Below are 26633 nucleotides of genomic sequence, written 5' to 3'. Positions count from 1 at the left end.
GCGACACCCGGGAGATGCCGCCCCGGGATACGCCACACAGAAAAAAGCCCCGGCGCCTGGCGCCGGGGCTTTCTCCGTTCCGGGGTTCGCCCCTGCCTAGCGACGGTCGCCCATCAGCGAGAGCATGAACTGGAACATGTTGATGAAGTCGAGATACAACGTCAGAGCGCCGTTCACCGACATCTTCGCCGCGACCTCGCCGTCGCCGCCGCCGTAGAGGTACATCTCCTTCAGCTTCTGCGTGTCATAGGCGGTCAGGCCCGCGAAGATGCCGACGCCCAGGAACGAGATCGCCCATTGCAGGCCGGAGGACTGCAGGAAGATGTTGACCAGGGACGCGATGATCAGGCCGATCAGGCCCATGATCAGGAACGAGCCCATGCCCGAGAGGCTGCGCTTGGTGGTGTAGCCGTAGAGGCTGAGTCCGCCGAACGTGGCCGCGGTGATGAAGAACACCCGTACGACGCTGGCGCCCGTGAACACGAGGAGCAGCGTCGACATCGAGGCACCCATGACCGCAGCGAAGGCGAAGAACGTCAGGCGTGCCGAGGCGGCCGACATCCGGTCCATCCGCATCGAGAAGACGAAGATGAACGCCAGCGGAGCGAGCATCAGCACCCACTTGATGGGGCTGTTGTAGAGCATCTGGCCGAAGGGCGTCAGCGCGAGCCGACCCGTCTCGGTCTGGGCGGTGGCGGCCATGTTCAGGCCGAGCGCCACGAGGCCCGAGATGCCGAGACCCACCACCATGTTGTTGTAGACGCCGAGCATGAAGGCTCGCAGCCCCTGGTCGACCTCGACCTGGGTGCCAGCGTAGCCGGGGGCTTGCGCGCCGTACCGGAAGGGAGAGTTGTCGAATGCCATGGGAGTTTCCTTTGGAAGCTCTCTCAGCGTGCTGTTGGGAACGAGGCTCACGCACAACCTCTGGCGCCCGCGCAGGCGCCTCGGTCCCAAATATGTTGCGTTGCGCGTCCAGGCACAAGAGGCCGGTCCAGCTTGTGAGAGCGGTTTTTCGAGCCGGATCTGCGGTATTTTTCTTCGATAAATCAGGGATTAAATTGGCATAACGCTACATTGCCGCCGGAATCGACTGCGCCATTACGGCCGCGCCACGCTTTCGTGCGGAACGGCACGGCCGCCCGCCTGCGCCCTAGAACTCCCGCAGATAGGGCGCCGGCTTCTGTCCGAGGATGCGCCAGGTTCCGGCCAAGCCCAGGATCACGGAGAGAACGACGGCGAGCCCGGCGGCCACGAGGGCACCCGAAAGGTCCAGGGTGAATTCCAGGCGCATCACCTTCGTGACGATCACCCAACCCGACAGGGTGCCGGCGAGAAGCCCGAACAGGGCGGTGGCGCACCCGAGTGACCCGTATTCGAGGCTGTAGGCCGCGAGCAGCCGGCCGCGGCTCGCGCCCAGAACCTTCAGCACGACGGCGTCGTAGAGGCGGGCCCGGTGTCCGGCCGCGACGGCGCCGGCGAGCACGAACAGGCTCGCGATCACGGCGATGCCGCTCGCGCCGCGAATCGCCAGGACGAGCTTGCCCACCAGGTCGTTCACCGCTTCGAGCGCATCCTTCACACGCACGCTCGTGACCGACGGGAAGCTGCGTGCCACGTCGCGCAGGATCGCATTCTCAGACTTCGCGTCGGTCCCGCCGGGGAGGGTCAGGGTCGCGAGGTCCGAGTGCGGTGCGCCCCGGAAGGTGCCGGGCGAGAACACCATCACGAAGTTGATGCCGAGGGATCGCCACTCGACCTTGCGCAGGTTGGCGATCTTCGCGGTGAGATTGCGCCCGAGAACGTTGACCGTGACCGTGCTCCCGACCGTGAGACCGAGGCTGCGTCCGAGCTCTGCGTCGAACGAGACGAGCGGCGTCCGGGCCTCCTCGGCGTTCCACCATTTGCCCGACACCAGGGTCGAGCCTTCCGGCACGTCCTCCGCGTAGGTGATGCCCCGGTCGCCGTCGAGCACCCAGGCCGCGTCCTCCGGCGGCTTGATCGACTCCGCCGGCACGCCGTTCAGCGCCACGATGCGACCGCGCATCATCGGCACGCGCTCGATCTTGCCGCCGGGCGCGGCCTTGCCGAGGAACGCGTGGAAGGCCTCCGCGTCGGCGACCGGGATGTCGAGGAAGAACAGGTTCGGCGCGTGGGCCGGAAGGGTGCTGGTGAGGGTTCGCCGCACGTTGGCGTCGATCAGGCTCAGCGTGACGAGGAGGGTCACGCCGAGGCCGAGGGAGAGGACGATCGCGGGGGTCAGCGCCCCCGGCCGGTGCAGGTTGGCCAGGGCCATCCGGGGTGCGGCGCGCTTCGGCCGCCGGATTCGGCGCGCTCCCGCCATGAGCCCGAGCCCGACGAGACGCAGGAGGCCGAAGGCGATCCCCGCCGCCGCCATGAAGACGAGCGCGACCCGCCGGTCGAAGGCGGTGGCGAGGCCGAGGCCGATGAGGGCCGCGAGGGCGCAGGCCAGAATGACCCGGTAGCGCAGGCGGACCCTCTCCCCGGAGGGGTCCACCGTGTCCCGGAACAGGCCCGAGACCGGGATATCGTGCGCGCGGCCGAGTGGCGTGATTGCGAAGGCAAGGGCCGTGAGAAGGCCGTAGGCCGCGGCCAGGGCGAGTTCGCCCGGGACGAGGGCGGGGTTGAGGGGCAGCGGCAGGTCGTTCCGGAACAAACCATCCAGGACGAAGGGCAGGCTCGCCCCGATGGCGAGCCCGATCGCGGTCCCCAGCCCCGCGATCAGCATCACCTGCGTCAGATAGAGGATCACCACCTGCGATCCCGGAGCGCCGACGCTCTTCAGCGTGGCGATCGCACCGCGCTTGCGCTCGACGAAGGCGTGGACCGCGTTCGCGACGCCGACCCCGCCGACGATGAGGGCGGTGAGGCCGACCAGCGTCAGAAACTGGGTGAAGCGCTCGATGCTCTTGGCGAAGCGGGGATCGGCGTTGGCGCGCGAGCGCATCTCCCAGCCCGCGTCGGGCGCGGCCTCGGAGACACGCTGCGCCATGGCGGTGAGGTCCGCATCGCTCGCCCCGGGCACCTGGAGCCGGTAGCTCCAGCGGTTGAGGCTGCCCGGCTGGATCAGCCCCGTCGCGCGCAACGCCTCCTGGGAGATGATCAGCCGCGGCCCGAAGCCGATGCCGTTGGCGATGCGGTCGGGCTCGGACACGAGGGTGGCGCGGATCGAGAAGCGCCTGCCCGCGATGGTGACCGGGTCGCCGACCTTCAGGTCGAGGCGGGTGAGGAGAGCGGGGTCGGCGACCGCCCCGTGAGCCCCGTCGTGCTCGGCCAGCAGCGTCGCGAGGGGCGCTTGCGGATCGGTGACGAGATCGCCCGCTGCCGGATACCGGCCGTCGACGGCCTTCAGCTCGACGAGGGCCGCTCCCTTGTCGCCCGCGAGCGCCATGGCCCGCAGGGTCGCGACCACGTCGACCCGGCCCTGAGCGTCGAGGGCGGATCGTTCGGCCGGGCTCGCCTCCCGGTTGATAAGGCTGTAGCTCAGATCGGCCCCGAGGATGCGTCGGCCCTCGCGCCCGAGCCCGTCCGAGAGGGAGCGCGAAATCGACGCGACGCCTGCGATCGCCGCGACGCCGAGGGCGATGCAGGCGAGGAAGACGGTGAAGCCCGAGAGGCCGCCGCGCAGGTCCCGCAGTGCGAGGCGCAACGTCAGCGGCAAGGCGGAGAAGGTCACCGGTGCGCGTCGCCCGGGCTCCGCAGCCTGTGGGAGCGTGCCGTGCATTCAGACACCCATCGTCAGCGGGAGCGCGGCAGGTCCTGTCGTCATGCGGGCACCGCCGTCTCGATGCGTCCAGAGCGCAGCCGGACGGTGCGGTCGCAGAGCTTGGCGAGGCCCGGATCGTGGGTCACGAGGACCAGGGTGACGCCGCGGTCCCGCTTCAGCGCGAACAGCAGATCGACGATCTGCCGGCCCGTCGCCTCGTCGAGATTGCCGGTCGGCTCGTCCGCCACGAGGATCGCGGGGTCCGGCGCCACGGCGCGCGCGATGGCGACGCGCTGCTGCTCGCCGCCGGAGAGCTGGGCCGGATAATGGTGGAGGCGATGGCCGAGGCCGACCGCACGCAACTCGGTTTCCGCGCGCACATGCGCGTCGGGCTTGTCGGCGAGCTCGAGCGGGAGCGCCACGTTCTCCAGCGCCGTCATGGTCGGCACGAGGTGAAAGGCCTGGAACACGATCCCGATGCGCCGGCCGCGGAACCGCGCGAGCGCATCCTCGTCCAGTTTCCCGAGATCCGTGCCCTCGACGGCAACCGCACCCGAATCCGGCCGCTCCAGCCCTGCCATCACCATGAGCAGCGTCGACTTGCCGGAGCCCGAGGGGCCGACGAGACCGACGGCCTCGCCGCCCTCGACCTCGAGGGAGATACCGCGCAGGACATGGACGCGGGCAGCCCCACGGCCGAGGCTGAGATCGACCTCGGAGAGCGCAATGGCCTTGCCGGACATCAAGGAGAAACCGATCTGTGCACAGAGACGGGCATCGAACGAGGGTCGGGGTTGGTGGCGAATGGTTCAGTGCGCATTGGCACCTTTCACGCGACGTGTCGCGCGCTCCGGCCATATGGTCGGCCGGATGCTGCAACGCCATGATGGCCGACGCGCGGCGCTCATCCTGGTGCTCTTTGCCGCACTCCTGATGCACGGAACTCCAGCCCGGGCGGCGCCGGCCGAGCGCGTGCTCAATCTCGTGGCCCTGGGCGACAGCCTCACGGCGGGGTACCGGCTGCCCGCCGATGCGGCGTTCCCGGCGGTTCTGGAGCGCGCCCTCAAGGCGAAGGGACATGCCGTCACGGTGGCCAATGCGGGGGTCTCCGGCGACACGACGACGGGAGGGCTCGACCGGCTCGACTGGTCGGTTCCGGACGGGACGGACGGCGTCATCCTGGAACTCGGTGCCAACGACATGCTGCGGGGCACCGACCCCGCCGTCACCAAGAAGGCCCTCGACACCATCGTGGCCCGCCTCAAGGCCCGCGGGATTCCGGTTCTGATGGCGGGGATGCGCGCGTCGCTCAACCTCGGCCCGGATTTCGTCAGCCGTTTCGACGCGATCTATCCGAGCCTCTCGGAGCAATACGGCCTCGTGCTGTATCCGTTCTTCCTCGAGGGCATCGCCGGGGACCGCGCCTTCAACCTCGATGATGGGTTGCACCCGAACCTCAAGGGCGTCGAGACGATCGTCGCCGGCATCCTGCCGACGGTCGAGACCTTCCTGAGTCGGCTCCAGGGCGCGCCGCGCTATGGCAGCATCCCCTGACGCCGAACCGTTTGCGGAGCGCCATGCCACGCCTTTTCACCGGATTGGACATTCCGCCCGAGATCGGCGCGGCGCTGGCGCGCTTCCGCGGAGGCATCCCGGGCGCCCGCTGGGTCGAGCCCGCCGACTACCACCTGACCTTGCGTTTCTTCGGCGACGTGCCGGACGATCTCGCTGCCGATCTCTGCCAAGCACTGGCGGAGATCCGGGCCCGCGAGCCGTTGCCGATCACCCTGGACGGTCTTGCGAGCTTCGGCGGGGACAGGCCGCGGGCGTTGCTGGCGAGGGTCGCCGGCAATCCGCTCCTCAACGATCTCCAGGCGGAGCAGGAGCGCATCTGCCGGCGCGTCGGCGCGGAGCCGGAACGGCGCAAGTTCACGCCGCACGTGACCCTCGCGCGCCTGCGCCGGGACGCGACCCCGGAGGCCGTCGCCATGTACCTGTCTCAGGCCGAGCGCTTCGAGCCGCTCCGCTTCATCGCCACGCGCGTCGCGCTGTTCTCCGCGCGCGTCTCGGTCGGCGGCGGTCCCTACGTCATGGAAGCCGCCTTCCCGTTCGCCTGAGTCCTAGAGCCGGCGCAGCGCCACGCTCTCGATGCGGTGGCTCGCGCCCTTGGCGAGGATCAGGCTCGCCCGCTGGCGGGTCGGCAGGATGTTCTCGCGCAGGTTCGGCAGGTTGATAGTCGTCCACAGGTGATCGGCGATCCTGAGGGCCTCCGCCTCCGGGACCTCGGCGTATTTCGCGAAGTAGGAGCGCGGATCGCGGAAGGCCGTCTGGCGCAGCTTCATGAAGCGCGTGACGTACCAGCGATGCAGGTCGTCCTCGTGACCGTCGAGGTAGATCGAGAAATCGAAGAAATCCGAGACGAAGGGGATCGCGGTGCCGTCCCGGGGAAGCCGGGCGGGCTGCAGGACGTTCAGCCCCTCCACGATGAGGATGTCGGGCGATTCCACCACCCGCTCCTCGCCCGCGACCCGGTCGTAGACGAGGTGGGAGTAGAGCGGGGCCGTCACGCGCTTCTGACCCGCCTTGATGTCGTGCAGGAACTGCAGGAGAGCTGCGGTGTCGTAGCTCTCCGGGAAGCCCTTGCGCTCCATCGCGCCGTGGCGCGCGAGTTCGGCGTTCGGCAGCAGGAAGCCGTCGGTGGTGACGAGATCGACCTTCGGCGTGTTCGGCCAGCGGGCGAGAAGGGCTTTGAGAACCCGCGCAGTCGTCGATTTGCCGACCGCGACCGACCCGGCGAGGCCGATGATGTACGGGACCTTGGTCTCGCGCTCCGCCATCAGGAACCGTTGCGTCGCCTTGAACAGGCCCTGCGTGGCGGCGACGTACAGCGACAGCAGGCGCGACAGCGGCAGATAGATCGCGACCACCTCCTCGACCGAGATCGGGTCGTTCAGGGATTGCAGCCGCTCGATGTCCTCGATGGTCAGCGTGAGGGGCGTGTCGGCGCGCAGCTGAGCCCATTCCTCGCGGCGGAAGAGCCGGTAGGGCGATAGGTTTACCGGCCCCTGCCCCGTCACGGGGTCCTGACCCGGACCGGGGTCGGGCTCGGGGAGCGGCGTCGGATTGCTCGTCGCGCCGTTCACGTCTCGCGCCTCGCGGCCTTCTCGGCGAGGCCGCTCTGGGATGTGCGGCGCGCCAGCTCCGCCATCACCTCATCGAGTTCGACGCCGCCGGCGCGAAGCAGAACCACGAGATGGTAGAGGACGTCGGCGGCCTCGGAGACCAGGCCGGCCCGGTCCCCCTGCACCGCCGCGATCGCGGCCTCGACCGCCTCCTCGCCGAGCTTCTTCGCAGGCTTGGCCGGACCGCCGGCGAGAAGCTTTGCCGTGTAGGATTGGTCGGGTGGCGCCTCGGCGCGGGCGGCGACCAGATCGACGAGGTCGCTGAGCGTGAAATCGATCATGCGGTTTCAGGACCCTTTCCGGCGAAACGGTCCCATCCTCCTGATTTATCGCCTCGTCCGAGCGCCGGCCGGGCGACGAGGCCCAAGACATTCCGCGACGCCCCACGCGCCTCTTCGACCGTGAAACTGCGTCAATGCCGACTAACGAGCAAGTCGGGCACCTGACAATCGCTGTCCTTTACACATCGAGCCGCATGGAAAGACCTGCGGCCGCCATGTGAGCCTTCGCCTCGGCGATACTGGCCTCTCCGAAATGGAAGATGGAGGCGGCGAGGACGGCGCTGGCGCGCCCCTGGGCGACCCCCGCCACGAGGTCGTCGAGACCACCGACACCGCCTGATGCGATCACCGGGACCGTCACGGCGTCCGTGATCGCGCGGGTAAGCGCGAGGTCGTAGCCGGAGCGCGTGCCGTCCCGGTCCATCGAGGTGACGAGGAGCTCGCCGGCCCCCTTGGCCGTCACCGCGCGGGCAAATGCGATCGCGTCGATCCCGGTCGGCGTGCGGCCCCCGTGCGTGAAGATCTGCCATTCGTCAGGCGCGCCGGGGGCAGAGGTGCGCTTGGCGTCGATCGCCACGACGATGCACTGGTTGCCGAACTTCTCGGCCGCGCGGGCCACGAAATCCGGGTCCTTCACGGCGGCGGTGTTGATCGAGACCTTGTCGGCGCCTGCAAGCAGGAGAGTCCGGATATCCTCGACGGTGCGGACGCCGCCGCCGACCGTCAGCGGCATGAAGCAGGCTTCGGCCGTGCGGCTCACGACGTCGAGCAAGGTGCCCCGGGCCTCGTGGCTCGCCGTGATGTCGAGGAAGCAAAGCTCGTCGGCGCCGGCCGCGTCGTAGGCCTTCGCCGATTCCACGGGATCGCCCGCGTCGCGCAGTTCGAGGAACTGCACGCCCTTGACAACGCGACCGTCCTTGACGTCGAGGCAGGGAATGATGCGGGTCTTGAGCAAGGACCGGTCCTTTCCGATCTGGATCAGGCCGTCGCCGGCCTGGCCTGACGGATCGCCGCGAGGGCCGCCGCCGGGTCGATCCGGCCGTCATACAGGGCGCGGCCGGTGATGGCGCCGGCGAGCAGCGCGCAGTCGGGCTGCAGGATCCGGTGCACGTCCTCGATCGAGGCGAGCCCGCCGGAGGCGATCACCGGGATGCTCACGGCCTTGGCCAGGGCCAGCGTCATCTCGATGTTGAGGCCCTTGAGGATGCCGTCGCGGGCGATATCCGTGTAGATGATGGCGGAGACGCCGGCATCTTCGAAGCGGCGACCGAGCTCCTCGGCGGTCATGCTGGAGGTCTGCGCCCAACCTTCGACGGCGACGCGCCCATCCTTGGCGTCGATCCCGACGGCGATCTTGCCGGGATGCAGGCGAGCCGCCTCGCGCACGAAGGCGGGATCCCGCACGGCGGCGGTGCCGATGATGACGCGGCTGACGCCCTTGGCGAGCCAGGCCTCCACGGTCTTCATCTCGCGGATGCCGCCGCCGAGCTGCACCGGAAGCTTGACCCGCGCGAGGATCGCGTCGACCGCGGCCGCGTTCATCGGTGCGCCCGCGAAGGCGCCGTCGAGATCGACCACGTGCAACCAGGAGAAGCCCTGCGCCGCGAAGGTCGCGGCTTGCGCGGCCGGATCGTCGTTGAACACGACGGCCTGCGCCATGTCCCCCTGTACGAGGCGGACGCAGCGTCCTTCCTTGAGATCGATGGCCGGAAACAGGATCACACGAAATGCTCGCTTGGAGGGACGGGAAGCCGAACCGACGGCTCAGGGGCGCCAGCGCAGGAAGTTCGCGAGCAGCGCCAGGCCGAGGCGCTGGCTCTTCTCCGGATGGAACTGCGTGCCCACGAGGTTGTCCCGCCCGACGATGGCCGTGACTGTTCCGCCGTAATCACTGTGCGCGACGACATCGGTCGGGTGATCCGCCTTGAGCGCGTAGCTGTGCACGAAATACGCATGCAGACCGTTCTCCCCCGTCGGGATTCCGTCAAGGAGAGCGTGCGGCTGGTCCGGTTCCAACGTGTTCCAGCCCATATGCGGAACCTTGAGGGCCGGATCCGCGGGATGGATCGGCCCGACATCGCCGGGAATCCAGTTGAGGCCCGCGGTCACCTCGTATTCGAGGCCGCGGCTCGCCATCAGCTGCATGCCGACGCAGATGCCCAGGAACGGGCGTCCACCCCCGTGAACCGCCATGGTCATGGCCTCGACCATGCCGGGCACCGCGTCGAGACCGCGCCGGCAATCCGCGTAGGCACCGACACCGGGCAGCACGACCCGATCCGCGCCCCGCACGGTGTCGGGGTCGCTCGTCACGAGGATCCGCGTACCGTCGAGTCCGGCTTCGCGGGCCGCCCGCTCGAAGGCCTTGGCCGCCGAGTGGAGGTTCCCGGAGCCGTAATCGATGATCGCGACCGTCTCGCCCGTCATGACCGACCTGCCTCATGCAACTGCACGCCGACCACTCCCGATAGCCTCACCGCCGGCCCTCGTTGAACGGAAACAATCCGATGACCGGCTCGCTCGGACGGTTCGCCACCGCAGCAAAGGGGGCGGCCGCCAGGGCGCGCGGGACCGATGCGGGGTCGAGCCAGCGCGTCATGGCCTTGGCCTCTGCCTCCGCGGCATCGCGGGCAACCAGCACATCGCGCACCGGGCGGCCGTTCCGGACGAGGGTCCATCGGCGAAGGCTCGAGGCTTCGAGGCCGATCAGGACGGAGAGCAGGAACGTCACGACGAAGCCCGCGACGGCCGAGAGGCCGAGGAGATGGCCGACGAAGGCCGTCGCCATCAGGCCGGTCAGCACGGCGAGGCCCGCGACCCAGAGGCGATGATAGAGAAACCACAGGACAGTGAAGGCGAACGCCGCCCAGGAAAATCCGTCCGGAACGAGCTGTGCCCGGTCGAGGTCATGCGACTCGCCCGCGCGGGCATCCCGCGGCAGATGGAGCGTGTAGCTTCGCATCCTGGTCACTCCCTAACCTAGGCCTCTGCGGCCGCTGATCGGATGACGCGGCCCGAACCCCGATCGGTGCCTCGACGGCCCGCGCGCCGGCTCGGTCCGCTTCTCAGAGCGAGCCCTTCGTCGAGGGCACCCGCCCATCCTCCCGCGGATCGATCGACACCGCCTTCCGCAAGGCACGGGCCAGGCCCTTGAAGCAGCTCTCCGCAATGTGGTGGGCATTGTCGCCGTACAAGGTCTCCACGTGCAGGGTGATGCCTGCATTCATCGCGAAGGCCTGAAACCACTCGCGCACGAGCTCGGTGTCGAACTGCCCGATCTTCTCGACGCGGAACGCGGTGCGGAAGACGAGAAACGGGCGCCCGGAAATATCGATGGCGATGCGCGTCAACGCTTCGTCCATGGGCAGGTGGAGATCGGCGTAGCGCCCGATGCCGCGCTTGTCGCCGAGCGCCTTCGCGACGGCTTGGCCGAGCGCGATGCCCGCATCCTCGGTGGTGTGGTGCTGATCGACGTGAAGGTCGCCGTCCACCTTCACCTCGAGGTCGAACAGGCCGTGGCGCGCGAACAGCTCGAGCATGTGATCGAGGAAGCCGACGCCCGTGGCGATCGTGGCCTTGCCGGTTCCGTCGAGATCGATCGAGACATGAACGTCGGTCTCTGCCGTCCGACGGCTGATACTGGCCGCGCGCATCGCTCTGCTCGCTTCTCATTCGGGCCAGAGGCGGCCGAAACCGCCTTCTAGTGCGGATTTCGCCGCCGGGGGAAGAGTTTCGGGCAAGAAAACGTGCCGAAGCCCCGGCCCCGGGGGCTATCAGCCGCGTAGGACGCGCCCGGCCACCGCATCGAGCTTGGCGATGAGGGCCGGATCGCGGTGCTGAGGCGCCGTCATGATGGCACCGTCCAGCGCCCGGTCCGATCCCGCCGGGCAGGCCTCGCGGTCGCGGGGGAAGTCGCGGGCGATGCGGGCGACGAGGCGCGCCGCCTTGTCGGCGTTCGCCCGGGCCACCGCCACGACGGCAGCGACGTCGACGGCATCGTGGCCCGGGTGCCAGCAATCGTAATCCGTCACCATGGCGATCGTCGCGTAGGTGATCTCGGCCTCGCGGGCGAGCTTGGCCTCCGGCATGTTCGTCATGCCGATCACGTCGTAGCCAAGGCCCCTGTAGGTCCGCGATTCGGCGAGCGTCGAGAATTGCGGCCCCTCCATGCAGACATAGGTCCCGCCGCGATGGACCGGGATGTCCTCGGCCTCCGCGGCCGCCGCGATCCGCCTCTGCAGCCCCGGGCCGACCGGATGGGCGAGCGATACGTGAGCGACGCAGCCATTCCCGAAGAACGAGGAGGGGCGCCCGTGTGTGCGGTCGACGAACTGGTCGACGAGGACGAAGAGGCCGGGATGCAACTCGTCGCGGAAGGAGCCGCAGGCGGAGAGCGAGATCAGATCGGTGACGCCCGCGCGCTTCAGCGCATCGATATTGGCGCGGTAGTCGATGCCGGAGGGCGACAGGCGATGGCCGCGGCCGTGGCGGGCCAGGAAGACGACCTTCGTCTCACCGATCCGGCCGATACGCAGCGCATCCGAAGGTTCCCCCCAGGGCGAGCCGATGCGTTCCTCGCGCACGTCCTCCAATCCCGGCAGGTCGTAGACGCCGGAACCGCCCATCACACCGAGCACGGCTGCCGCCATGGGACACTCCTTCGGTTTCAACGTTGAAGCCCCGCTTCACCCGGGGGCAGCGGTAGCACGATCGAGCCCGATCGTCGGCGGTTCGCAGACGAAAACGGGCCCCGCGAAAGGGGCCCGCTCACATCGCGACACCGGTGGGTCGCCGAGTCAGTAGGTCTTGTGGAGCTCCGGCTGGAGGCCGTGAACCTCGCCGCCGACATCCGCCCAGACGCGCTTCTTCACGTAGTAGAGCAGGCCGGAGAGCAGGATGAGGAACAGGATCACCCGGAAGCCCAGGGCCTTGCGCGCCTCGAGATGCGGCTCGGCAGCCCAGGCCATGAAGGCGCCGACGTCCTTGGAGTACTGGTCGATGGTCTCCGGGACGACGGGCTCGCCCTTGTCGTCCTTGGCATAGGTCACCTGGCCGTCGCTCAGGGGCTTCGGCATGGCGATGAGGTGGCCGGGATAAAAGGTGTTGTAGTAGGTCCCGGCCGGGATCTCCTTGCCGTCCGGCGCGTCCTCGTAGCCGTTCAGGAGCGCGTGGATGTAGTCCACGCCCTGCTCGGAATAGCCCATGAAGGGCAGCGCGTCGAAGACGAACCAGGGGAAGCCGCGCTCGAAGGTGCGCGCCTTGGCAAGCACCGAGAAGTCGGGCGGAGCCTTGCCGCCATTCGCGGCAGCCGCCGCCTGGTCGTTCGGGAAGGGCGGCGGGAAGGTGTCGGCCGGGCGGCCCGCACGCTCGAACATATCGCCCGCGTCGTTCGGGCCGTCCTTGACCTGATACGTCGCGGCGAGGGCCTTGACCTGTCCCGCCGAGTAGTCCGGCCCGCCGGGCTCGGCGAGGTTGCGGAAGCTGACGAGCTTCATACTGTGGCAGCTCGAGCAGACCTCCTTGTAGACCTGGAAGCCGCGCTGGAGCTGGGCCTGATCGAACTTGCCGAAAACGCCCGCGAAGCTCCACTTCACCCGCGGGGGCTGTGGACTGCCGTGGGCGTCCTCGGCGGAGGCCGCCGCGGTGCCGAGCAGGGCCGCGACGAGGGAGGCGGCGAGGAGTCGTGTGGCTTTCATGTTCCTAGAGACCCTTGCCCTCAGCCCTTGGTCGTCGGTGACGCGGCTGCGCCGGTCGGTAGCCCGGATCCGCTCACCTGCTTGCCCGGTCCGGTGACGCTCTCCAGGATCGAGCCCGGCAGCGCCTTCGGCGTCTCGAACAGCCCGACGAGGGGCATCACGATGAGGAAGTGGGCGAAGTAGTAGGCGGTGCAGATCCGGGCCGCGAGCACGTAGCCGCCTTCCGGAGGCTTGGCGCCGAGCCACCCGAGCACCACGCAGACGACCACAAACACCCAGAAGAACTGACGGTAGATCGGCCGGTAGTTGCAGGAGCGGACCCGCGAGGTGTCGAGCCAGGGGGCGAAGGCCAGGATCAGCACCGCGCCGAACATCAGCACGACGCCGCCGAGCTTGTCCGGCACCGCGCGCAGGATCGCGTAGAACGGCAGGAAGTACCATTCGGGCACGATGTGGGCCGGGGTCACGGCGGGGTTTGCCGGGACGTAGTTGTCGGCGTGGCCGAGGTAGTTCGGCTGATAGAAGATGAACCAGGCGAACAGGATCATGAACACGACCGTGGCGAACACGTCCTTGATGGTCGCATAGGGCGTGAACGGAACCGCATCCTTGCCGGACTTGATCGGGATGCCGGTCGGGTTGTTCTGGCCGGTGACGTGCAGCGCCCAGACGTGGAGCACGACGACGCCCGCGATCATGAACGGCAGCAGGTAATGCAGCGAGAAGAAGCGGTTGATGGTCGGGTTGCCGACCGAGTAGCCGCCCCAGAGCAGGCTCTGGATGGTATCGCCGACGATCGGGATCGCCGCCAGGATGTTGGTGATGACGGTGGCGCCCCAGAAGCTCATCTGCCCCCACGGCAGGGTGTAGCCCAGGAAGGCGGTGGCCATCATCAGGAGGTAGATGACGACGCCCAGGATGTAGAGCACCTCGCGTGGGGCCTTGTACGACCCGTAGTAGAGGTTGCGGAAGATATGGACATACACGGCCACGAAGAACATCGAGGCGCCGTTGGCGTGCGCGTAGCGCAGAAGCCAGCCGTAATTCACGTCGCGCATGATGTGCTCGACGGAGTTGAAGGCCTGGCTCGCCGAGGGCTCGTAATGCATCGCCAGCCAGACGCCGGTGATGATCTGGGAGGCCAGCATCGCGATCAGGATCGCGCCGAAGGTCCAGAAGTAGTTCAGGTTGCGCGGTACCGGGAAGGCGACGAACGACGAGTGGACGAGGCCGACGATCGGCAGGCGTGACTCGAACCACTTCGCGAGGCGGCTCTTCGGCACATAGGTCGTGGCGTGTGCGCTCATGGGGCTAAACCCGCTTCTCGAGTGATCAGGCCGCGGCCTTGCCGCCCTCTTCGCCGATCCGGATCTTGGTGTCCGACTGGAAGGCGTAAGGGGGAACGGGCAGGTTCGTCGGGGCGGGGCCGCGACGGACGCGACCGGAGGTGTCGTAGAGCGAGCCGTGGCAAGGGCAGGACCAGCCCTCGTACTGCCCCTGGTGGCCGATCGGCACGCAGCCGAGATGGGTGCAGTTGCCGTAGACGACGAGCCACTTGGCGTGGCCGTCCTTGACGCGGGCAGAATCCGGCTGGGGATCGATCAGCTCGGACAGCTTCACGTCCTGGGCTTCCTTGATCTCCTTCTCCGACCGGTTGCGGACGAAGATCAGCTTGCCGCGCCAGAACACGTTGATGATCTGGCCGTCCTGGATCGGGGCGAGATCGACCTCGATCGGCGCGCCGGCCGCGATCACGGCCGCGTCCGGTGCCATCGAGGCGACGAAAGGCCACGCCACGGCGCCGGCGCCGACCGCAAGGCCCGCGCCGGTGGCGAGGAACAGGAAATCGCGACGGGTGCCGTCAGCCCCATGTGGGGTGGCATCGCCGGTGGCCACGGTGTTCGCCAAGGCTCAAACTCCAAGCATGCGGACATCGGTCCCCATCGTGGCCGACGCTGGCCGAGGGACCTCAGGAGCTGTCGAGGGAATGCCAGCCCACGCAGGAGCGAAGCATTATCGTTCTAAGGTGTGCAATGCGACCGCGCGTCACCCGAAGTCAAGCTGAGCGCTGCAGCCGCATTGCACAAACCCGGTGATTGTCTCCCGGCCGCCCCGCTCAGCGGTGCACCGTCAACCCGCCCTCGACGAGGCGGCGCCAGCGCGCGACCAGCAGGACGGAAACCACGAACAGGCCGGCGCAGAAGCCGATCCAGATACCGTAGCCCTCGACCCCGAATCCCCAGGCGAGAGCGATGCCCGACGGCACCCCGATGCCCCAGTAGCCGAAGAGGGCGATCAGCATCGGCACCCGCGTGTCCTGGAGGCCGCGCAGCATGCCGAGGGCCACCGACTGGACGCCGTCCGCGATCGCGAAGAGCGCCGCGAGCCCGAGGAACCCGGTCGCGTAGGGAAGAACGCTGGCGTTCTGCGCATTCGAGAGATCGAGGAACAGTCCGATCAGGGTCTGCGGCACGCTCAGCTGGGTCACGGCGCAAAGGGCCATGAAGCCGAAGCCGAGGCCGAGCGCGACCTTGCCCGCGCGGCGCGAGGCTTCGCCGTCCCGCGCGCCGTAGGCGAGGCCGACCCGCACCGTGGCTGCCTGCGCGACCCCATTCGGGACCATGAAGCAGAACGCGGCGATCTGGATGACCACGGCGTGGGCGGCGAGCTGTGCCGTGCCGAACAGCCCCATGCCGAGCACGGCGGCCTCGAACAGGCCGGCCTCAGCGAGGCCCGTCGCAGCCATCGGGAGGCCGAGGCGGAAGAGGGAGGCGAGCCGGCCCGCGTCGAAATGCCAGAGGCGCGCGAACGCGCGATAGGGGCGGAGGTGCCGGTCACAGAGAACGATCGCCACCAGGGCGCCGAGGCTGAAGAGGGATGCGAGCGTCGTCGCGAGCCCGACGCCCACGGGACCGAGCCCGATCCGGCCCGGTCCTTCGAAGGCGAGCCACAAGGCGAGGCCGACATTGACCGGCAGCGTCGCAACGCTGACGAGGAGGGGCCAGACCGGCCGCTGAAGGGCCGAGAGGCTCGCACGCAACACCATGAACAGGAGCGCTGGCGCCATGGACCATTGCAACGCCCGCATATAGGTGCCCGCTGCCGAGGCGAGTTCGGCCGGCTCGCCGATCGCGGCGAGGATCCTGCCCGTGTGCCAGAGGAGCAGCATCAGGGGGGCAGTGACGAGGCCCACCGCCCAGACGCCTGAGCGCACGATGCGGCGAACCTCGTCCGTGGCGTTCCGGTCGCGGCCGAGCGCGCCCGCGATCAGGGGCGACACGGCCGCGGTGAGACCGATGCCGCAGATGAACAGCACGAAGTAGAGGCTCGTCGCGAGGGCCCCGGCCGCGACCTCCGGCGCCCCGAGGCGTCCGAGGAGGACGACGTCCGTCGCCATCAGGGCATGCTGGGCGAGGTTCGTCAGGACGAGGGGAGCGGCGAGTGACAGGGTGGCGCCGAGCTCACCCATCCATGGGCCGCCAAAGGGAGCCCGTCCCCGCGCGGCCGACGCCGCGAGGCCGAGTGCCGTCATGATGATCTGGATCCTGGTTGTGAGTGGCAGCAGCGGCCCGCGGCTCGGCGCTTATCGCTCCGATCCGTTGCTCGGACGCCGCCGGTGACCCCGATGCGGGCGCGGACTACCGGGCGAGCGTGTCGGAAATTCGGCTCAGGGAGTTATCCGGGCTCGCATCGCCGAGGAAGCCGCCCGATTGACGGGCCCAGAGCCGCGCGTAGAGGCCGCCCCTCCGTACCAGCTCGGCATGGGTGCCCTCCTCCACGATGCGGCCCTCGTCGATGACGATCAGCCGGTCGAGGGCGGCGATGGTCGAGAGGCGGTGCGCGATCGCCAGGACGGTCTTGCGCTGCATCAGCGTGTCGAGGGATTCCTGGATGGCCGCCTCGACCTGGCTGTCGAGGGCCGAGGTCGCCTCGTCGAGGATGAGGATCGGGGCATCCTTCAGGATCACCCGGGCGATCGCGACGCGCTGGCGCTGGCCGCCCGAGAGCTTGACGCCGCGCTCACCGACCTGCGCCTCGTAGCCGCGCCGGCCCTTGTGATCGACGAGATCGCGGATGAACCCGTCGGCATGCGCCAGTGTGGCGGCCCGCTCGATCTCGGCCTCGGTGGCATCGGGGCGGCCGTAGGCGATGTTGTCGCGGATCGAGCGGTGCAGCAGCGAGGTGTCCTGCGTCACCATCGCGACGGCGTTGCGCAGGGATTCCTGGGTGATGCGCGCGATGTCCTGCCCGTCGATCAGGATGCGCCCGCCCTCGAGGTCATGCAGGCGCAGCAGCAGGGCCGTGATCGTGGTCTTGCCGGCCCCGCTCACCCCGACGAGGCCGACCCGCTCGCCCGCCCGGATCGTCAGGTTCAGATCCTCGATGACGTTGGCGTCGCCGCGGCCGTAGTGGAAGCTGACATGCTCGAAGCGGATCTCTCCCCCGCGCACCGCCAGGGTGCCGGCATCAAGGGCATCCGTGATGGCGTGCGGCCGCGCAATCGTCTGCATGCTCTCCTGGATCACGCCGACATTCTCGAAGACGCCGCGGACCGTCTGCATGACCCAGCCCGACATCGCGATCAGGCGCAGCACCAGCGCGAGCCCGGCCGCCGCCTCGCCGGTGGTCATGCCGGCACGCTGCCACAGGAGGAAGCTGACGCCGCCCGTGGCGATCAGGAGCAGGCTGTTCATCACCCCGAGAACGGTCGTGGTGAGGGTGACCAGGCGGAACTGGTGCAGGTAGGCGCGGGTATGGACGTCGACCGCCTCGCGCACCGCGGCGCGCTCCTCGCGATCGCGGGCGAAGAGCTTGACGGTCAGGATGTTGGTGTAGCTGTCCACCACTCGGCCGATCAGGGTCGAGCGGGTATCGGCGGTTGCATGCGAACGCTTGCGGGCCCGCGGCACGAACCAGCGCGTGAGCAGGGTGTAAGCCGCGACCCAGACGACGACGGGCAGGGCCAGCCAGGGCGAGATCGAGCCGAACAGCGCGACCGCGGTGACCGCGTAGATCGCCACGTACAGGAGCGTGTCGATGAAGACCACGGCCAGTTCCCGCACCGCGGGGCCGACCTGGACCACGCGATTCGCGAGGCGCCCGGCGAAATCCGCCTGGAAGTACGAGAGCGAGTGACCGAGCGTGTAGAGATGCGTCCGCCAGCGGATCTGGTTCGTGGATTGCGGCACGACGAGCTGGTTGGAAAGAACCTCATGCAGCCAGATCGAGACCGGGCGGACGACGAGCACCAGGACGACGGCGAGCCCGATGGCGCCGGCGTGCTCCTGCAGCACGGTCGCGCGGTCGGCGGTGTTCATCAGGTCGATGAACCAGCGCATCAGAAGGTAGAGCGACGCCTCGATCGTGCCGGCGACGACAGAGATCAGAAGGAGAACGACGAGCGCGGCCCGGATCGGGCGCAGGTAGAAGTTGGCGAAGCCGAGGACCGTCTTCGGCGGCATCCTCCCCTCGTCGAAAGGCGCGAACGGATCGATGCGGCGCTCGAGCCAATCGAGGAACATGGGTCATTCCGAAAATCTGAGCAGGTCCGGGATGTAGGTGTCCCTGACGCGCCGCCAACCGGGGAGCGATGCCGCAGGCTCGATCCCGTTCCCGAAACTTGACCGCCCGAAACTTGACCGCCCGAAACTTGACCGCCCGAGACCAGACCGGATGCTCCGCCTCGCCCTCTACCAACCCGACATCCCGCAGAATACCGGGACCATGCTGCGCATGGCGGCCTGCCTCGGGGTCCCGGTCGAGATCGTCGAGCCGGCGGGCTTCGACGTCTCGGACCGCCACCTGCGGCGCTCGGGCCTCGATTACCTCGACCACGTGACGATCTCCCGCCACCGCTCGTGGGCCGCCTTCGAGGCGTGGCGGCGCGAGGCCGAGGCCCGCCTCGTCCTGGCGACGACCGCGGGCGCCCTCCCCTACACGGACTTCGCATTCCAGGCGGGCGATTGCATCCTGATGGGCCGGGAATCCGCGGGGGTGCCGGAGGTCGTGCACGCGGCGGCGGATGCCCGGGTGGTGGTGCCGATCCGGGCCGGGATGCGCTCGCTCAACGTGGCGATCGCCGCCGCCATGATCCTCGGCGAGGGCCTCCGGCAGGTCGGGTCCGGCGATACCGTCCGGGCCGGCTGACGGGCAGGCGGCCCGAGCCGGCGCCGGCTCGGGCCGCTTCGCGAATTGACGTCTCCGCCGCCCGGTGGGAAAGCCTTCGGGCATGACGAGCCCGAACCCCAGCCCCCTGCCCTCCGAGAGTGACCTCGCCGCGCTGAAGAGCGAGGCCGGCGCCTGGTTCGCGACCCTGCGCGACCGGATCGTCTCCGCGCTCGAAGCGATCGAGGACGCGGCGACGGGGCCGTTCCACCCGGATGCGCCGCGCGAGCCGGGCCGCTTCGAGAAGACGCCCTGGACCCGCACCGACCATACCGGGGGCCATGGCGGCGGCGGGACCATGGCGATGATCAAGGGGCGCGTGTTCGAGAAGGCGGGCGTCCACATCTCGACCGTGCACGGCGAATTCGCGCCGGAGTTCCGTGCCCAGATGCCGGGGGCCGCCGAGGACCCGCGCTTCTTCGCCACCGGCATCTCGCTGATCGCGCATCCCTGGAACCCGCACGCGCCCACCGTGCACATGAACACGCGCTTCGTCGTCACCACCAAGGCGTGGTTCGGTGGCGGCGCCGACCTGACCCCGGTGCTGGAGCGCCGGCGCACGCAGGACGATCCGGATTCACAGTCCTTCCACGCCGCATTGCGGAGAGCCTGCGAGGCGCACGCGCCAGCCGCCGACTACGCCCGCTACAAGGCCTGGTGCGACGAGTACTTCCACCTGAAGCACCGCAACGAGCCCCGCGGCATCGGCGGCATCTTCTACGATTATCACTGGACGGGAGACCCGCAGGCGGACCTCGCCTTCACCCGGGACGTCGGCGGGGCCTTCCTCGAGGCGTATCCGGCGATCGTGCGCGCCAATCTCGGGACGCCCTGGACGGAGGCGGACCGGCTGGAGCAGCAGGTCCGGCGCGGGCGCTACGTGGAGTTCAACCTGCTCTACGACCGCGGTACCATCTTCGGCCTGAAGACCGGCGGCAACGTCGCCTCGATCCTGTCGTCCCTGCCGCCGACCGTCCGCTGGCCGTGAGCGAGACGCTGCCGACCCGGTTCGCGCCGCAGCAGGACGCGGCGCTGAAGGCGATCAGCGCGTGGCGCAAGGGCGGTGGCGATCAGGTCTTCCGCCTGTTCGGCTATGCCGGCACGGGCAAGACCACCCTGGCGCGGCGCATCGCGGACGATGTCGACGGCGCGGTGGTGTTCGGCGCGTTCACCGGCAAGGCCGCCTCGGTGATGCGCCAGAAGGGCTGCCATGACGCGGCGACGATCCACAGCCTGATCTACCGCACCAAGGAGACGGAGGAAGGCGGCCCGGCCTTCACGCTCAACCGCTCGGGCGCCGCCGCGAAGGCGGAGCTGATCATCATCGACGAGTGCTCGATGGTGGACTCGGACCTCGGCAACGACCTCCTGTCCTTCGACAAGCCCGTCCTCGTGCTCGGGGATCCGGCCCAGCTCCCGCCCGTGCGGGGCGGCGGCTTCTTCACCGAGGCCGAGCCCGACGTGATGCTGACCGAGGTGCACCGGCAGGCCGCCGACGACCCCATCGTCCGCATGGCGATGACCATCCGTGAGGGTGGGCGCCTCGCCCTCGGCGCGTACGGGCAGAGCCGCGTCGTCCCGCGACGGGCCATCGACCCCGCGATGGTGCTCGAATCCGACCAGGTGCTCGTCGGCCTCAACAAGACCCGCCGGCTCTACAACAACCGCATCCGCGAACTCGCCGGCCAGACCGACCCGATGCCGGCGGTGGGCGAGAAGCTGGTCTGCCTGCGCAACGACCGCACCAAGGGCCTCCTCAACGGATCGACCTGGACCGTGCAGGCCCTGCGGGCGCCGCCGCGCCCCGACACGATCCGCCTCGACGTGGTGCCCGAGGACGACCCCGCCCTGCGGCGCCGGGCGACCGACATCAAGGTGTTGCGCGCGGTGATGGAGGGTTCGGAGGAGGAGATCCCGGCCTTCCTGCGCCGTGAGACGGACGAGTTCACCTACGGGTACGCGCTCACCGTCCACAAGGCGCAGGGCTCGCAATGGGACAAGGTCGTGCTCTTCGACGAGTCCTACGCCTTCCGCGAGCATCGGGCGCGCTGGCTCTATACCGGGCTGACCCGGGCCGCCCAGGCGATCACGGTGGTGGTGTAGCCGTGGCCGAGCCCCTACCTGAGGGCGAAGCGGGGTTTCTCGAGAGCGGCGGAGAGTATCGTTGGCCAAGGACGAAGCGGGCGGTTTGCCCTCGATGCACGCGACGACCATCCTGATGGTGCGCAAGGGCGGCCGGGTCGTGATCGGCGGCGACGGGCAGGTCAGCCTCGGCCAGACCATCGTGAAGGGCAATGCCCGCAAGGTGCGGCGCCTCGCCAAGGGCACGGTGATCGGCGGGTTCGCGGGCGCCACCGCGGACGCGTTCACGCTGTTCGAGCGCCTCGAGGCGAAGCTCGAGCAATATCCCGGGCAGCTCACGCGCGCCTGCGTCGAGCTGACCAAGGACTGGCGCACCGACCGCTACCTGCGCCGGCTCGAGGCGATGATGCTCGTCGCCGACAAGGAGGTCGGCCTGCTCCTGTCGGGAGCCGGCGACGTGCTGGAGCCCGAGGGCGGCGTCATGGCGATCGGCTCCGGCGGCAATTATGCGCTGGCGGCGGCGCGGGCCCTGGAGGACAGCGCGCACGACGCTGAGACGATCGTGCGCAAGGCGATGCGGATCGCGGCGGAGATCTGCGTCTACACGAACGAAAACCTCGTGATCGAATCCCTCGAAGCGACGCCTGAGCAAGTTTGATGCAGCCGTTAACCCCGTTTTGAGCAGAATCCTGCAATTTCGCCCGCGAACTTACCGACCGCAGGTTGCAAGATGCAGATCAGAACCAAGATCCTCGGCTTCATCGGGGCTTGCAGCCTCGTGACGCTCGTCGTGGCGGGCGTGAGTATCCGAACGCTGCACACCTTCAACGAGGCGATCAGCGAGGTGAAGCTCGCCTCGACCCGGGCGCTGAACGGGGCGAACCTCAACCGGCTCGTGACCGAGGTCGTGGTGGAATCCCGCGGGATCTACGCGGCGGCCGACACGGCGGATGCGAAGAAATATGCCGACGGGGTGATGAAGGGCCTCGCGGCGATGAACACCCTCCTGACCGATTGGGCGCCCGTGGTGGCGCCGGCCGAGCGCGCGACCTTCGCGCAAACGTTGAAGGATGCGCAGGCCTTCACGATTCTGCGGACCGAGCTCGCGCGGCGGGGTGTGGAGGTGTCGCCGAAGGCGGCCGCCGATCTCGGGTTCAACGAGGAGAACCGCACCAACCGCCGCGCCTTCCAGACCGGCATCGACGCGCTGGTTGCAGGCAGCCGGGCCGAAGTCGAGGTCATCGACCGGGCGACCGACGCCCTCTACGCCGAGCGGCTGGCGCTGCTCCTCGCCCTGGCGCTCGGCGGCGCGCTCGCCTGCGGGCTGATCGGCGGCCTCGTCGGGCACCGCCAGATCGCCCGGCCCCTCGGGGCGGTGTCGGGGGCGATCCGGCGGCTCGCCGAGGGGGACCACGACCTGCCGGCGGTGAAGCCGAGCCGCGACGAGATCGGGGCGATCTGGCAGAGCATGCGGGTCTTCGCGGCCTCGATGCGGGAAACCCAGGAGTTGCGCCGGAGCCAGGAGCAGGCCGGCCTCGCGGCGAGCGCCCGCAAGCGCGCCGAGATGGGGGAACTCGCCGACCGCTTCCAGGGCAGCGTCGGCGGCCTCGTGCAGGATCTCTCGGGGGCGGCGGCCGAGATGGAGCTGACCGCCCGCAGCATGGCGGCCAATGCCGAGCAGACGAACCAGCAATCGAGCGCCGTGATGGCGGCCGCGAACGAGACCGCGATGAACGTCCAGGCGGTCGCCGCCGCGACGGAGGAACTGGCCGCCACCGCCAACGAGATCGGCGCGCAGGTCTCCCAGACCTCGGCCGCGGCGGCCGGGGCCGTCGAGAGCGCGCGGCGCACCAACGCGCGCGTGCAGTTGCTCGCCCGCAGCGCCTCGAGCATCGGCGAGGTCGTGGCCCTGATCTCGAACATCGCGGGGCAGACGAACCTGCTGGCGCTCAACGCCACCATCGAGGCGGCCCGGGCCGGCGAGGCGGGGCGGGGCTTCGCCGTGGTGGCGAGCGAGGTGAAGGAGCTCGCCTCCCAGACCGCCCGGGCCACCGACGAGATCACCGCCCAGATCGCCACGATCCAGCAGGCGACGCGGGAGACGGTGGGCGCCATCGGGGAGATCAGCGACACCATCGGCACCGTCCACCAGATCGCCCTCGGGGTGGCGGCGGCGGTGGAGGAGCAGCAGGTCGCGACCCAGGAGATCGCCCGCAGCGTGAACGACGCGGCGCGGGGGACCCAGAGCGTCACCGAGACCATGGCGCAGGTCCAGCGCGCCGCCCTCCAGGCGGGGGCCGGCGCCTCGCAGGTGCTGGCGGCGGCGGGCGGCCTCGCCCGGCAATCGGCGAGCCTCGGCCACGAGGTCGAGGGCTTCCTCGGGGGCGTCCGGGCCGCCTGAGCCGGCGCGCGCCTGCAATCACGCGTTGAGAGCCCCGGCCCCCGCCGGGGCTTTTCGCGGCGCCGGAGCCTGGAAGAAATCATGAACGATCCGGCGGGTTCGGGTCCCCGGGCCGGCGTGGATATGTTCCGCGCCGCGATGGCCCGCCGGCCCCCGGATGCAATCCTGGATTGACTCCCGGAATCACCCCCGCGCGCCCCGCCGCGGCCCCGCCCCTTGCGTCCGGGCCCGCGCGACACCATTCCGAGCCTTCATCGGAATGCCAGAAGCCAGCCGGGAGCGCGATGACCACCTTTTCCCCCCGCGAGATCGTCTCCGAACTCGACCGCTTCATCGTGGGCCAGCACGAGGCCAAGCGCGCGGTCGCGATCGCGCTGCGCAATCGCTGGCGCCGCCAGCAGCTGACGGGGCCGCTCCGGGAGGAGGTGGCGCCGAAGAACATCCTGATGATCGGCCCGACCGGCTGCGGCAAGACCGAGATCGCCCGGCGCCTGGCGCGCCTCGCCGGCGCCCCCTTCCTCAAGGTCGAGGCCACGAAGTTCACCGAGGTCGGCTATGTCGGGCGCGACGTCGAGCAGATCGTGCGCGACCTCGTCGAGGTGGCGATCGGCCTGACCCGCGAGGAGAAGCGCCGTGCCGTGCGGGCCAGGGCCGAGGCCGCGGCCGAGAACCGCATCCTCGACGCCCTGGTGGGCCCGACCGCGAGCCCGGCGACCCGCGACAGCTTCCGCCGGAAGCTGCGGGCCAGCGAACTCGACGACAAGGAGGTCGAGATCGAGCTCGCGGGGGCGGCCTCCGGCGGCCTGCCGATGTTCGAGATCCCGGGCATGCCCGGCGCCGCCATGGGGGCGATCAACCTCGGCGACATGCTGGGCAAGGCCTTCGGCGGCCCCAAGGGCAAGCCGCGCCGCATCACCGTCAAGGACGCCTACGCGCCCCTGCTCGCCGAGGAATCCGACAAGCTCGTGGACGCCGACGCCCTGATCCAGGAGGCGATCCGCGAGGTCGAGGACAACGGCATCGTCTTCCTCGACGAGATCGACAAGATCTGCGCCAAGGAGGGCCGCTCCTCGGCCGACGTCTCCCGCGAGGGCGTGCAGCGCGACCTGCTGCCGCTGATCGAGGGCACCACGGTGGCGACGAAGCACGGGCCGGTGAAGACCGACCACGTGCTGTTCATCGCCTCCGGCGCCTTCCACGTCGCCAAGCCCGCCGACCTCCTGCCCGAATTGCAGGGCCGGCTGCCGATCCGGGTCGAGCTGAATCCCCTCACGGTGGAGGATTTCAAGCAGATCCTGACCGCGACCGAGGCGAGCCTCCTCAAGCAGACGGTCGCCCTGATGGAGACCGAGGGCGTCACCCTCGCGTTCACCCCGGACGCGGTCGACGCGCTGGCCCGCGTCGCCGTCGAGGTGAACGGCTCGGTGGAGAATATCGGCGCCCGCCGCCTCCAGACCGTGCTGGAGCGCGTCATCGACGAGATCTCCTTCACGGCCACCGACCGCTCCGGCGACACCGTGACGATCGACGCCGCCTACGTGCGCGACCGGGTGGAGAGTTTGGCGGCGAACGCGGACCTGAGCCGGTTCATTCTCTAGCACGCGTGCATCCGGCCGCGGGCTGAGTTTCATCGATCCGTCGATGTCTTTTCGATTTACGTATAAGGTGAGATTCGAAACTGTAATGATTCAAGCATCGCCTCGACACGAATAAATCAAGTCGATATTGGTCGATTATTATCGGATAATCTGGATCGCAACGTCAATCGGCATGGTTGTGCGGCTCTACAGCGCCTCGCCCCGCATCAGCCGCGGCGGCGTGCCCCGCAGGCCCGCCGCCTCGTCGATGAAGAAGCGCTTCAGGCCCGGCATCCGGTCGACGAGGCCGAGGCCGAGGTCGCGGGCGAGGCGCAGCGGGAGCGCGTCGTTCGAGAACAGGCGGTTGAGCCCGTCGGTGGCCGCCGCCATCGCCAGGGTGTCGAAGCGGCGGGCGCGCTCGTAGGCCCGCAGCACGTCGGGGCCGCCCGGGTCCAGGCCGAGGCGCAGGGCCTCGGTCACCGCCTCGGCGAGCGCCGCCGCGCTGGTGAGGCCGAGATTGAGGCCCTGGCCGGCCAGCGGGTGGATGACGTGGGCGGCATCCCCGAGGAGCGCCAGGCGCTCGGCCCGGAAGCTGCGGGCGATGCCGAAGGCGAGGGGGTGGGCGCTCGGGCCGGATTCGAGGGCGATCTCGCCGCGATTGGGGGTGAAGCGCCGCTCGATCTCGGCCAGCACCTCGCCGGGGCCGCCGCCCAGCAGCGCCGGCACGTCCGCCTCCCGCTCGGTCCAGACGATCGAGGCGCGGTGCCCGAGGGCGCCGCCGGGGGGCAGCGGCAGGATCGCGAAGGGGCCGCTCGGCAGGAAATGCTCGTAGGCGCGGCCGCCATGGTCGCGGGCATGCGCGATCGTCGCGACGATCCCCGCCTGCGGGTAGCGCCAGCCGACCCAGCCGATCCGGGCGGCCTCGCGCAGGCGAGAGGCCGCCCCGTCCGCCGCGACGACGAGGGAGGCCCGCAGCGCCCGTCCGTCGCCGAGATGGGCGCGGATCGCCCCCCGCTCCGGCTCGGCCCGCAGGAGGCCGGTGGGCGCGAGGCCGACGCCCGCCGCCCGGGCCGCCGTGATCAGCGCGTCGAGCAGGGGCTCGGCCTCGACCATGTGGGCGAAGGGCTCGGGGGCGTCCGCCTCCGGGTCGCCCGGGGCAGGCGCGAAGGTGAGGAAGACCGGGCGCACCGGGTCGGCGAGGCGGCTGTCGCTCACCACCATGTCGGTGATGGGCTGGCGCGCCGGCCCGATCCGGTCCCAGATCCCGAGCCGCTCGAACAGGTGCCGGCCCCCCGCCGCCACCGCGTAGGCGCGGCCGCGCTGGCGCGCCCCGCCCGCCGGCAGGCCGGGATCGCAGACCGTGACGCCGAGCGCCTCGCCATGCGCCCGCTTCAGGGCGAGCGCCAGGGCGAGGCCCGGGATGCCCCCGCCCGCCACCACGAGGCTGCGGGCGCCCGCGCGCGCTGTCGAACCCACCAAGCCTGCGCCTCCCGCCAACGTCCCGGCGCCCCGCCGGGCGCCGCCG

At 69.7% G+C, this 26633-nt stretch carries 25 protein-coding genes; 8 read left to right on the top strand and 17 right to left on the bottom strand.

Going from position 1 to position 26633, the window contains the following annotated elements; genetic code table 11:
- Positions 1-96: 96 nt before the first annotated feature.
- From F6X51_RS07215 to F6X51_RS07205, 3 genes are all read right to left on the bottom strand, one after another.
- On the bottom strand, positions 97-864 hold the full coding sequence (locus tag F6X51_RS07215; protein ID WP_150962536.1) for a Bax inhibitor-1/YccA family protein: 768 nt from the start codon (positions 862-864) through the stop codon (positions 97-99).
- A 286-nt stretch (positions 865-1150) separates the two neighbouring features.
- The gene (locus F6X51_RS07210; RefSeq protein ID WP_150962535.1) at positions 1151-3742 is read right to left on the bottom strand and encodes an ABC transporter permease; all 2592 of its coding nucleotides are present in this window, start codon (positions 3740-3742) and stop codon (positions 1151-1153) included.
- Between the two features lie 41 nt (positions 3743-3783).
- On the bottom strand, positions 3784-4467 hold the full coding sequence (locus tag F6X51_RS07205) for an ABC transporter ATP-binding protein (RefSeq protein WP_150962534.1): 684 nt from the start codon (positions 4465-4467) through the stop codon (positions 3784-3786).
- A 127-nt stretch (positions 4468-4594) separates the two neighbouring features.
- Here F6X51_RS07205 and F6X51_RS07200 point away from each other — a divergent pair, with 127 nt between their 5' ends.
- Positions 4595-5278, top strand: coding sequence for an arylesterase (locus tag F6X51_RS07200; protein ID WP_246696659.1), 684 nt, complete (start codon positions 4595-4597; stop codon positions 5276-5278).
- 23 nt (positions 5279-5301) lie between these two features.
- Complete coding sequence (gene thpR, locus F6X51_RS07195) at positions 5302-5841, top strand: RNA 2',3'-cyclic phosphodiesterase (protein ID WP_150962533.1); 540 nt, start codon at positions 5302-5304, stop codon at positions 5839-5841.
- Positions 5842-5844: 3 nt separating this feature from the next.
- Here the strand turns inward: thpR and coaA are convergent, their stop codons facing one another.
- The 13 genes from coaA to F6X51_RS07130 all read right to left on the bottom strand — a co-directional run bounded on the left by coaA (position 5845) and on the right by F6X51_RS07130 (position 18405).
- A complete protein-coding gene (gene coaA / locus F6X51_RS07190) occupies positions 5845-6801 on the bottom strand; it encodes a type I pantothenate kinase (RefSeq protein ID WP_150962589.1) in 957 nt (318 codons plus the stop codon).
- Positions 6802-6863: 62 nt separating this feature from the next.
- Positions 6864-7187 carry a phosphoribosyl-ATP diphosphatase gene (locus F6X51_RS07185; RefSeq protein ID WP_150962532.1) on the bottom strand — a complete coding sequence of 108 codons (324 nt, stop codon included), beginning with the start codon at positions 7185-7187 and terminating at the stop codon, positions 6864-6866.
- A 178-nt stretch (positions 7188-7365) separates the two neighbouring features.
- Positions 7366-8142 (bottom strand): imidazole glycerol phosphate synthase subunit HisF, encoded by a 777-nt coding sequence (gene hisF / locus F6X51_RS07180; RefSeq protein WP_150962531.1) that lies wholly within the window; start codon positions 8140-8142, stop codon positions 7366-7368.
- A gap of 23 nt (positions 8143-8165) precedes the next feature.
- Positions 8166-8909 carry a 1-(5-phosphoribosyl)-5-[(5-phosphoribosylamino)methylideneamino]imidazole-4-carboxamide isomerase gene (gene hisA / locus F6X51_RS07175; RefSeq protein WP_150962530.1) on the bottom strand — a complete coding sequence of 248 codons (744 nt, stop codon included), beginning with the start codon at positions 8907-8909 and terminating at the stop codon, positions 8166-8168.
- A 42-nt stretch (positions 8910-8951) separates the two neighbouring features.
- On the bottom strand, positions 8952-9614 hold the full coding sequence (hisH, locus tag F6X51_RS07170) for an imidazole glycerol phosphate synthase subunit HisH (RefSeq protein WP_150962529.1): 663 nt from the start codon (positions 9612-9614) through the stop codon (positions 8952-8954).
- Positions 9615-9660: 46 nt separating this feature from the next.
- A complete protein-coding gene (locus F6X51_RS07165) occupies positions 9661-10149 on the bottom strand; it encodes a DUF2628 domain-containing protein (protein WP_150962528.1) in 489 nt (162 codons plus the stop codon).
- A gap of 103 nt (positions 10150-10252) precedes the next feature.
- Positions 10253-10840: an imidazoleglycerol-phosphate dehydratase HisB gene (hisB, locus tag F6X51_RS07160; protein ID WP_150962527.1), complete on the bottom strand. Its 588-nt coding sequence runs from the start codon at positions 10838-10840 to the stop codon at positions 10253-10255.
- Between the two features lie 120 nt (positions 10841-10960).
- Positions 10961-11836, bottom strand: coding sequence for an S-methyl-5'-thioadenosine phosphorylase (locus F6X51_RS07155; RefSeq protein WP_150962526.1), 876 nt, complete (start codon positions 11834-11836; stop codon positions 10961-10963).
- Between the two features lie 147 nt (positions 11837-11983).
- Positions 11984-12883, bottom strand: a complete 900-nt coding sequence (locus F6X51_RS07150) for a cytochrome c1 (RefSeq protein ID WP_150962525.1) — start codon at positions 12881-12883, stop codon at positions 11984-11986.
- Between the two features lie 20 nt (positions 12884-12903).
- Positions 12904-14190, bottom strand: coding sequence for a cytochrome b (locus F6X51_RS07145; protein ID WP_150962524.1), 1287 nt, complete (start codon positions 14188-14190; stop codon positions 12904-12906).
- 25 nt (positions 14191-14215) lie between these two features.
- The gene (gene petA, locus F6X51_RS07140) at positions 14216-14791 is read right to left on the bottom strand and encodes a ubiquinol-cytochrome c reductase iron-sulfur subunit (RefSeq protein WP_150962523.1); all 576 of its coding nucleotides are present in this window, start codon (positions 14789-14791) and stop codon (positions 14216-14218) included.
- Between the two features lie 208 nt (positions 14792-14999).
- Positions 15000-16415, bottom strand: coding sequence for an MATE family efflux transporter (locus F6X51_RS07135; protein ID WP_150962522.1), 1416 nt, complete (start codon positions 16413-16415; stop codon positions 15000-15002).
- A 106-nt stretch (positions 16416-16521) separates the two neighbouring features.
- The gene (locus F6X51_RS07130) at positions 16522-18405 is read right to left on the bottom strand and encodes an ABC transporter ATP-binding protein (RefSeq protein WP_150962521.1); all 1884 of its coding nucleotides are present in this window, start codon (positions 18403-18405) and stop codon (positions 16522-16524) included.
- Between the two features lie 151 nt (positions 18406-18556).
- Here F6X51_RS07130 and F6X51_RS07125 point away from each other — a divergent pair, with 151 nt between their 5' ends.
- The 6 genes from F6X51_RS07125 to hslU all read left to right on the top strand — a co-directional run bounded on the left by F6X51_RS07125 (position 18557) and on the right by hslU (position 25129).
- Positions 18557-19030, top strand: a complete 474-nt coding sequence (locus F6X51_RS07125; protein WP_150962520.1) for a tRNA (cytidine(34)-2'-O)-methyltransferase — start codon at positions 18557-18559, stop codon at positions 19028-19030.
- Positions 19031-19112: 82 nt separating this feature from the next.
- The gene (gene hemF / locus F6X51_RS07120; RefSeq protein ID WP_150962519.1) at positions 19113-20036 is read left to right on the top strand and encodes an oxygen-dependent coproporphyrinogen oxidase; all 924 of its coding nucleotides are present in this window, start codon (positions 19113-19115) and stop codon (positions 20034-20036) included.
- The gene (locus F6X51_RS07115) at positions 20033-21151 is read left to right on the top strand and encodes an ATP-dependent DNA helicase (RefSeq protein ID WP_150962518.1); all 1119 of its coding nucleotides are present in this window, start codon (positions 20033-20035) and stop codon (positions 21149-21151) included. The genes hemF and F6X51_RS07115 overlap by 4 nt, the downstream gene beginning before the upstream one ends.
- Positions 21152-21245: 94 nt before the next feature.
- Positions 21246-21788 (top strand): ATP-dependent protease subunit HslV, encoded by a 543-nt coding sequence (gene hslV, locus F6X51_RS07110; protein ID WP_150962588.1) that lies wholly within the window; start codon positions 21246-21248, stop codon positions 21786-21788.
- Between the two features lie 72 nt (positions 21789-21860).
- Positions 21861-23531, top strand: a complete 1671-nt coding sequence (locus F6X51_RS07105) for a methyl-accepting chemotaxis protein (protein WP_150962517.1) — start codon at positions 21861-21863, stop codon at positions 23529-23531.
- A 284-nt stretch (positions 23532-23815) separates the two neighbouring features.
- Positions 23816-25129: an ATP-dependent protease ATPase subunit HslU gene (gene hslU, locus F6X51_RS07100; protein ID WP_150962516.1), complete on the top strand. Its 1314-nt coding sequence runs from the start codon at positions 23816-23818 to the stop codon at positions 25127-25129.
- Between the two features lie 186 nt (positions 25130-25315).
- Here hslU and F6X51_RS07095 read toward each other — a convergent pair whose 3' ends face one another.
- Positions 25316-26587, bottom strand: a complete 1272-nt coding sequence (locus F6X51_RS07095; protein WP_246696658.1) for an FAD-dependent monooxygenase — start codon at positions 26585-26587, stop codon at positions 25316-25318.
- Positions 26588-26633: the final 46 nt, after the last annotated feature.

Origin of the sequence: Methylobacterium planeticum, assembly GCF_008806345.1 — a bacterium.
Taxonomy (GTDB): Bacteria; Pseudomonadota; Alphaproteobacteria; order Rhizobiales; family Beijerinckiaceae; genus Methylobacterium; species Methylobacterium planeticum.
This window is presented reverse-complemented; position numbering and strand designations above follow the sequence as displayed.

Bases quoted from the DNA above. Each gene is read 5' to 3' on its own strand.
- F6X51_RS07215 (WP_150962536.1), bottom strand. From the start codon at position 864: ATGGCATTCGACAACTCTCCCTTCCGGTACGGCGCGCAAGCCCCCGGC.
- F6X51_RS07210 (WP_150962535.1), bottom strand. From the start codon at position 3,742: ATGCACGGCACGCTCCCACAGGCTGCGGAGCCCGGGCGACGCGCACCG.
- F6X51_RS07205 (WP_150962534.1), bottom strand. From the start codon at position 4,467: ATGTCCGGCAAGGCCATTGCGCTCTCCGAGGTCGATCTCAGCCTCGGC.
- F6X51_RS07200 (WP_246696659.1), top strand. From the start codon at position 4,595: ATGCTGCAACGCCATGATGGCCGACGCGCGGCGCTCATCCTGGTGCTC.
- thpR (WP_150962533.1), top strand. From the start codon at position 5,302: ATGCCACGCCTTTTCACCGGATTGGACATTCCGCCCGAGATCGGCGCG.
- F6X51_RS07185 (WP_150962532.1), bottom strand. From the start codon at position 7,187: ATGATCGATTTCACGCTCAGCGACCTCGTCGATCTGGTCGCCGCCCGC.
- hisH (WP_150962529.1), bottom strand. From the start codon at position 9,614: ATGACGGGCGAGACGGTCGCGATCATCGATTACGGCTCCGGGAACCTC.
- F6X51_RS07165 (WP_150962528.1), bottom strand. From the start codon at position 10,149: ATGCGAAGCTACACGCTCCATCTGCCGCGGGATGCCCGCGCGGGCGAG.
- hisB (WP_150962527.1), bottom strand. From the start codon at position 10,840: ATGCGCGCGGCCAGTATCAGCCGTCGGACGGCAGAGACCGACGTTCAT.
- F6X51_RS07155 (WP_150962526.1), bottom strand. From the start codon at position 11,836: ATGGCGGCAGCCGTGCTCGGTGTGATGGGCGGTTCCGGCGTCTACGAC.
- F6X51_RS07150 (WP_150962525.1), bottom strand. From the start codon at position 12,883: ATGAAAGCCACACGACTCCTCGCCGCCTCCCTCGTCGCGGCCCTGCTC.
- F6X51_RS07145 (WP_150962524.1), bottom strand. From the start codon at position 14,190: ATGAGCGCACACGCCACGACCTATGTGCCGAAGAGCCGCCTCGCGAAG.
- F6X51_RS07135 (WP_150962522.1), bottom strand. From the start codon at position 16,415: ATGACGGCACTCGGCCTCGCGGCGTCGGCCGCGCGGGGACGGGCTCCC.
- F6X51_RS07130 (WP_150962521.1), bottom strand. From the start codon at position 18,405: ATGTTCCTCGATTGGCTCGAGCGCCGCATCGATCCGTTCGCGCCTTTC.
- F6X51_RS07125 (WP_150962520.1), top strand. From the start codon at position 18,557: ATGCTCCGCCTCGCCCTCTACCAACCCGACATCCCGCAGAATACCGGG.
- hemF (WP_150962519.1), top strand. From the start codon at position 19,113: ATGACGAGCCCGAACCCCAGCCCCCTGCCCTCCGAGAGTGACCTCGCC.
- hslV (WP_150962588.1), top strand. From the start codon at position 21,246: ATGCACGCGACGACCATCCTGATGGTGCGCAAGGGCGGCCGGGTCGTG.
- F6X51_RS07105 (WP_150962517.1), top strand. From the start codon at position 21,861: ATGCAGATCAGAACCAAGATCCTCGGCTTCATCGGGGCTTGCAGCCTC.
- hslU (WP_150962516.1), top strand. From the start codon at position 23,816: ATGACCACCTTTTCCCCCCGCGAGATCGTCTCCGAACTCGACCGCTTC.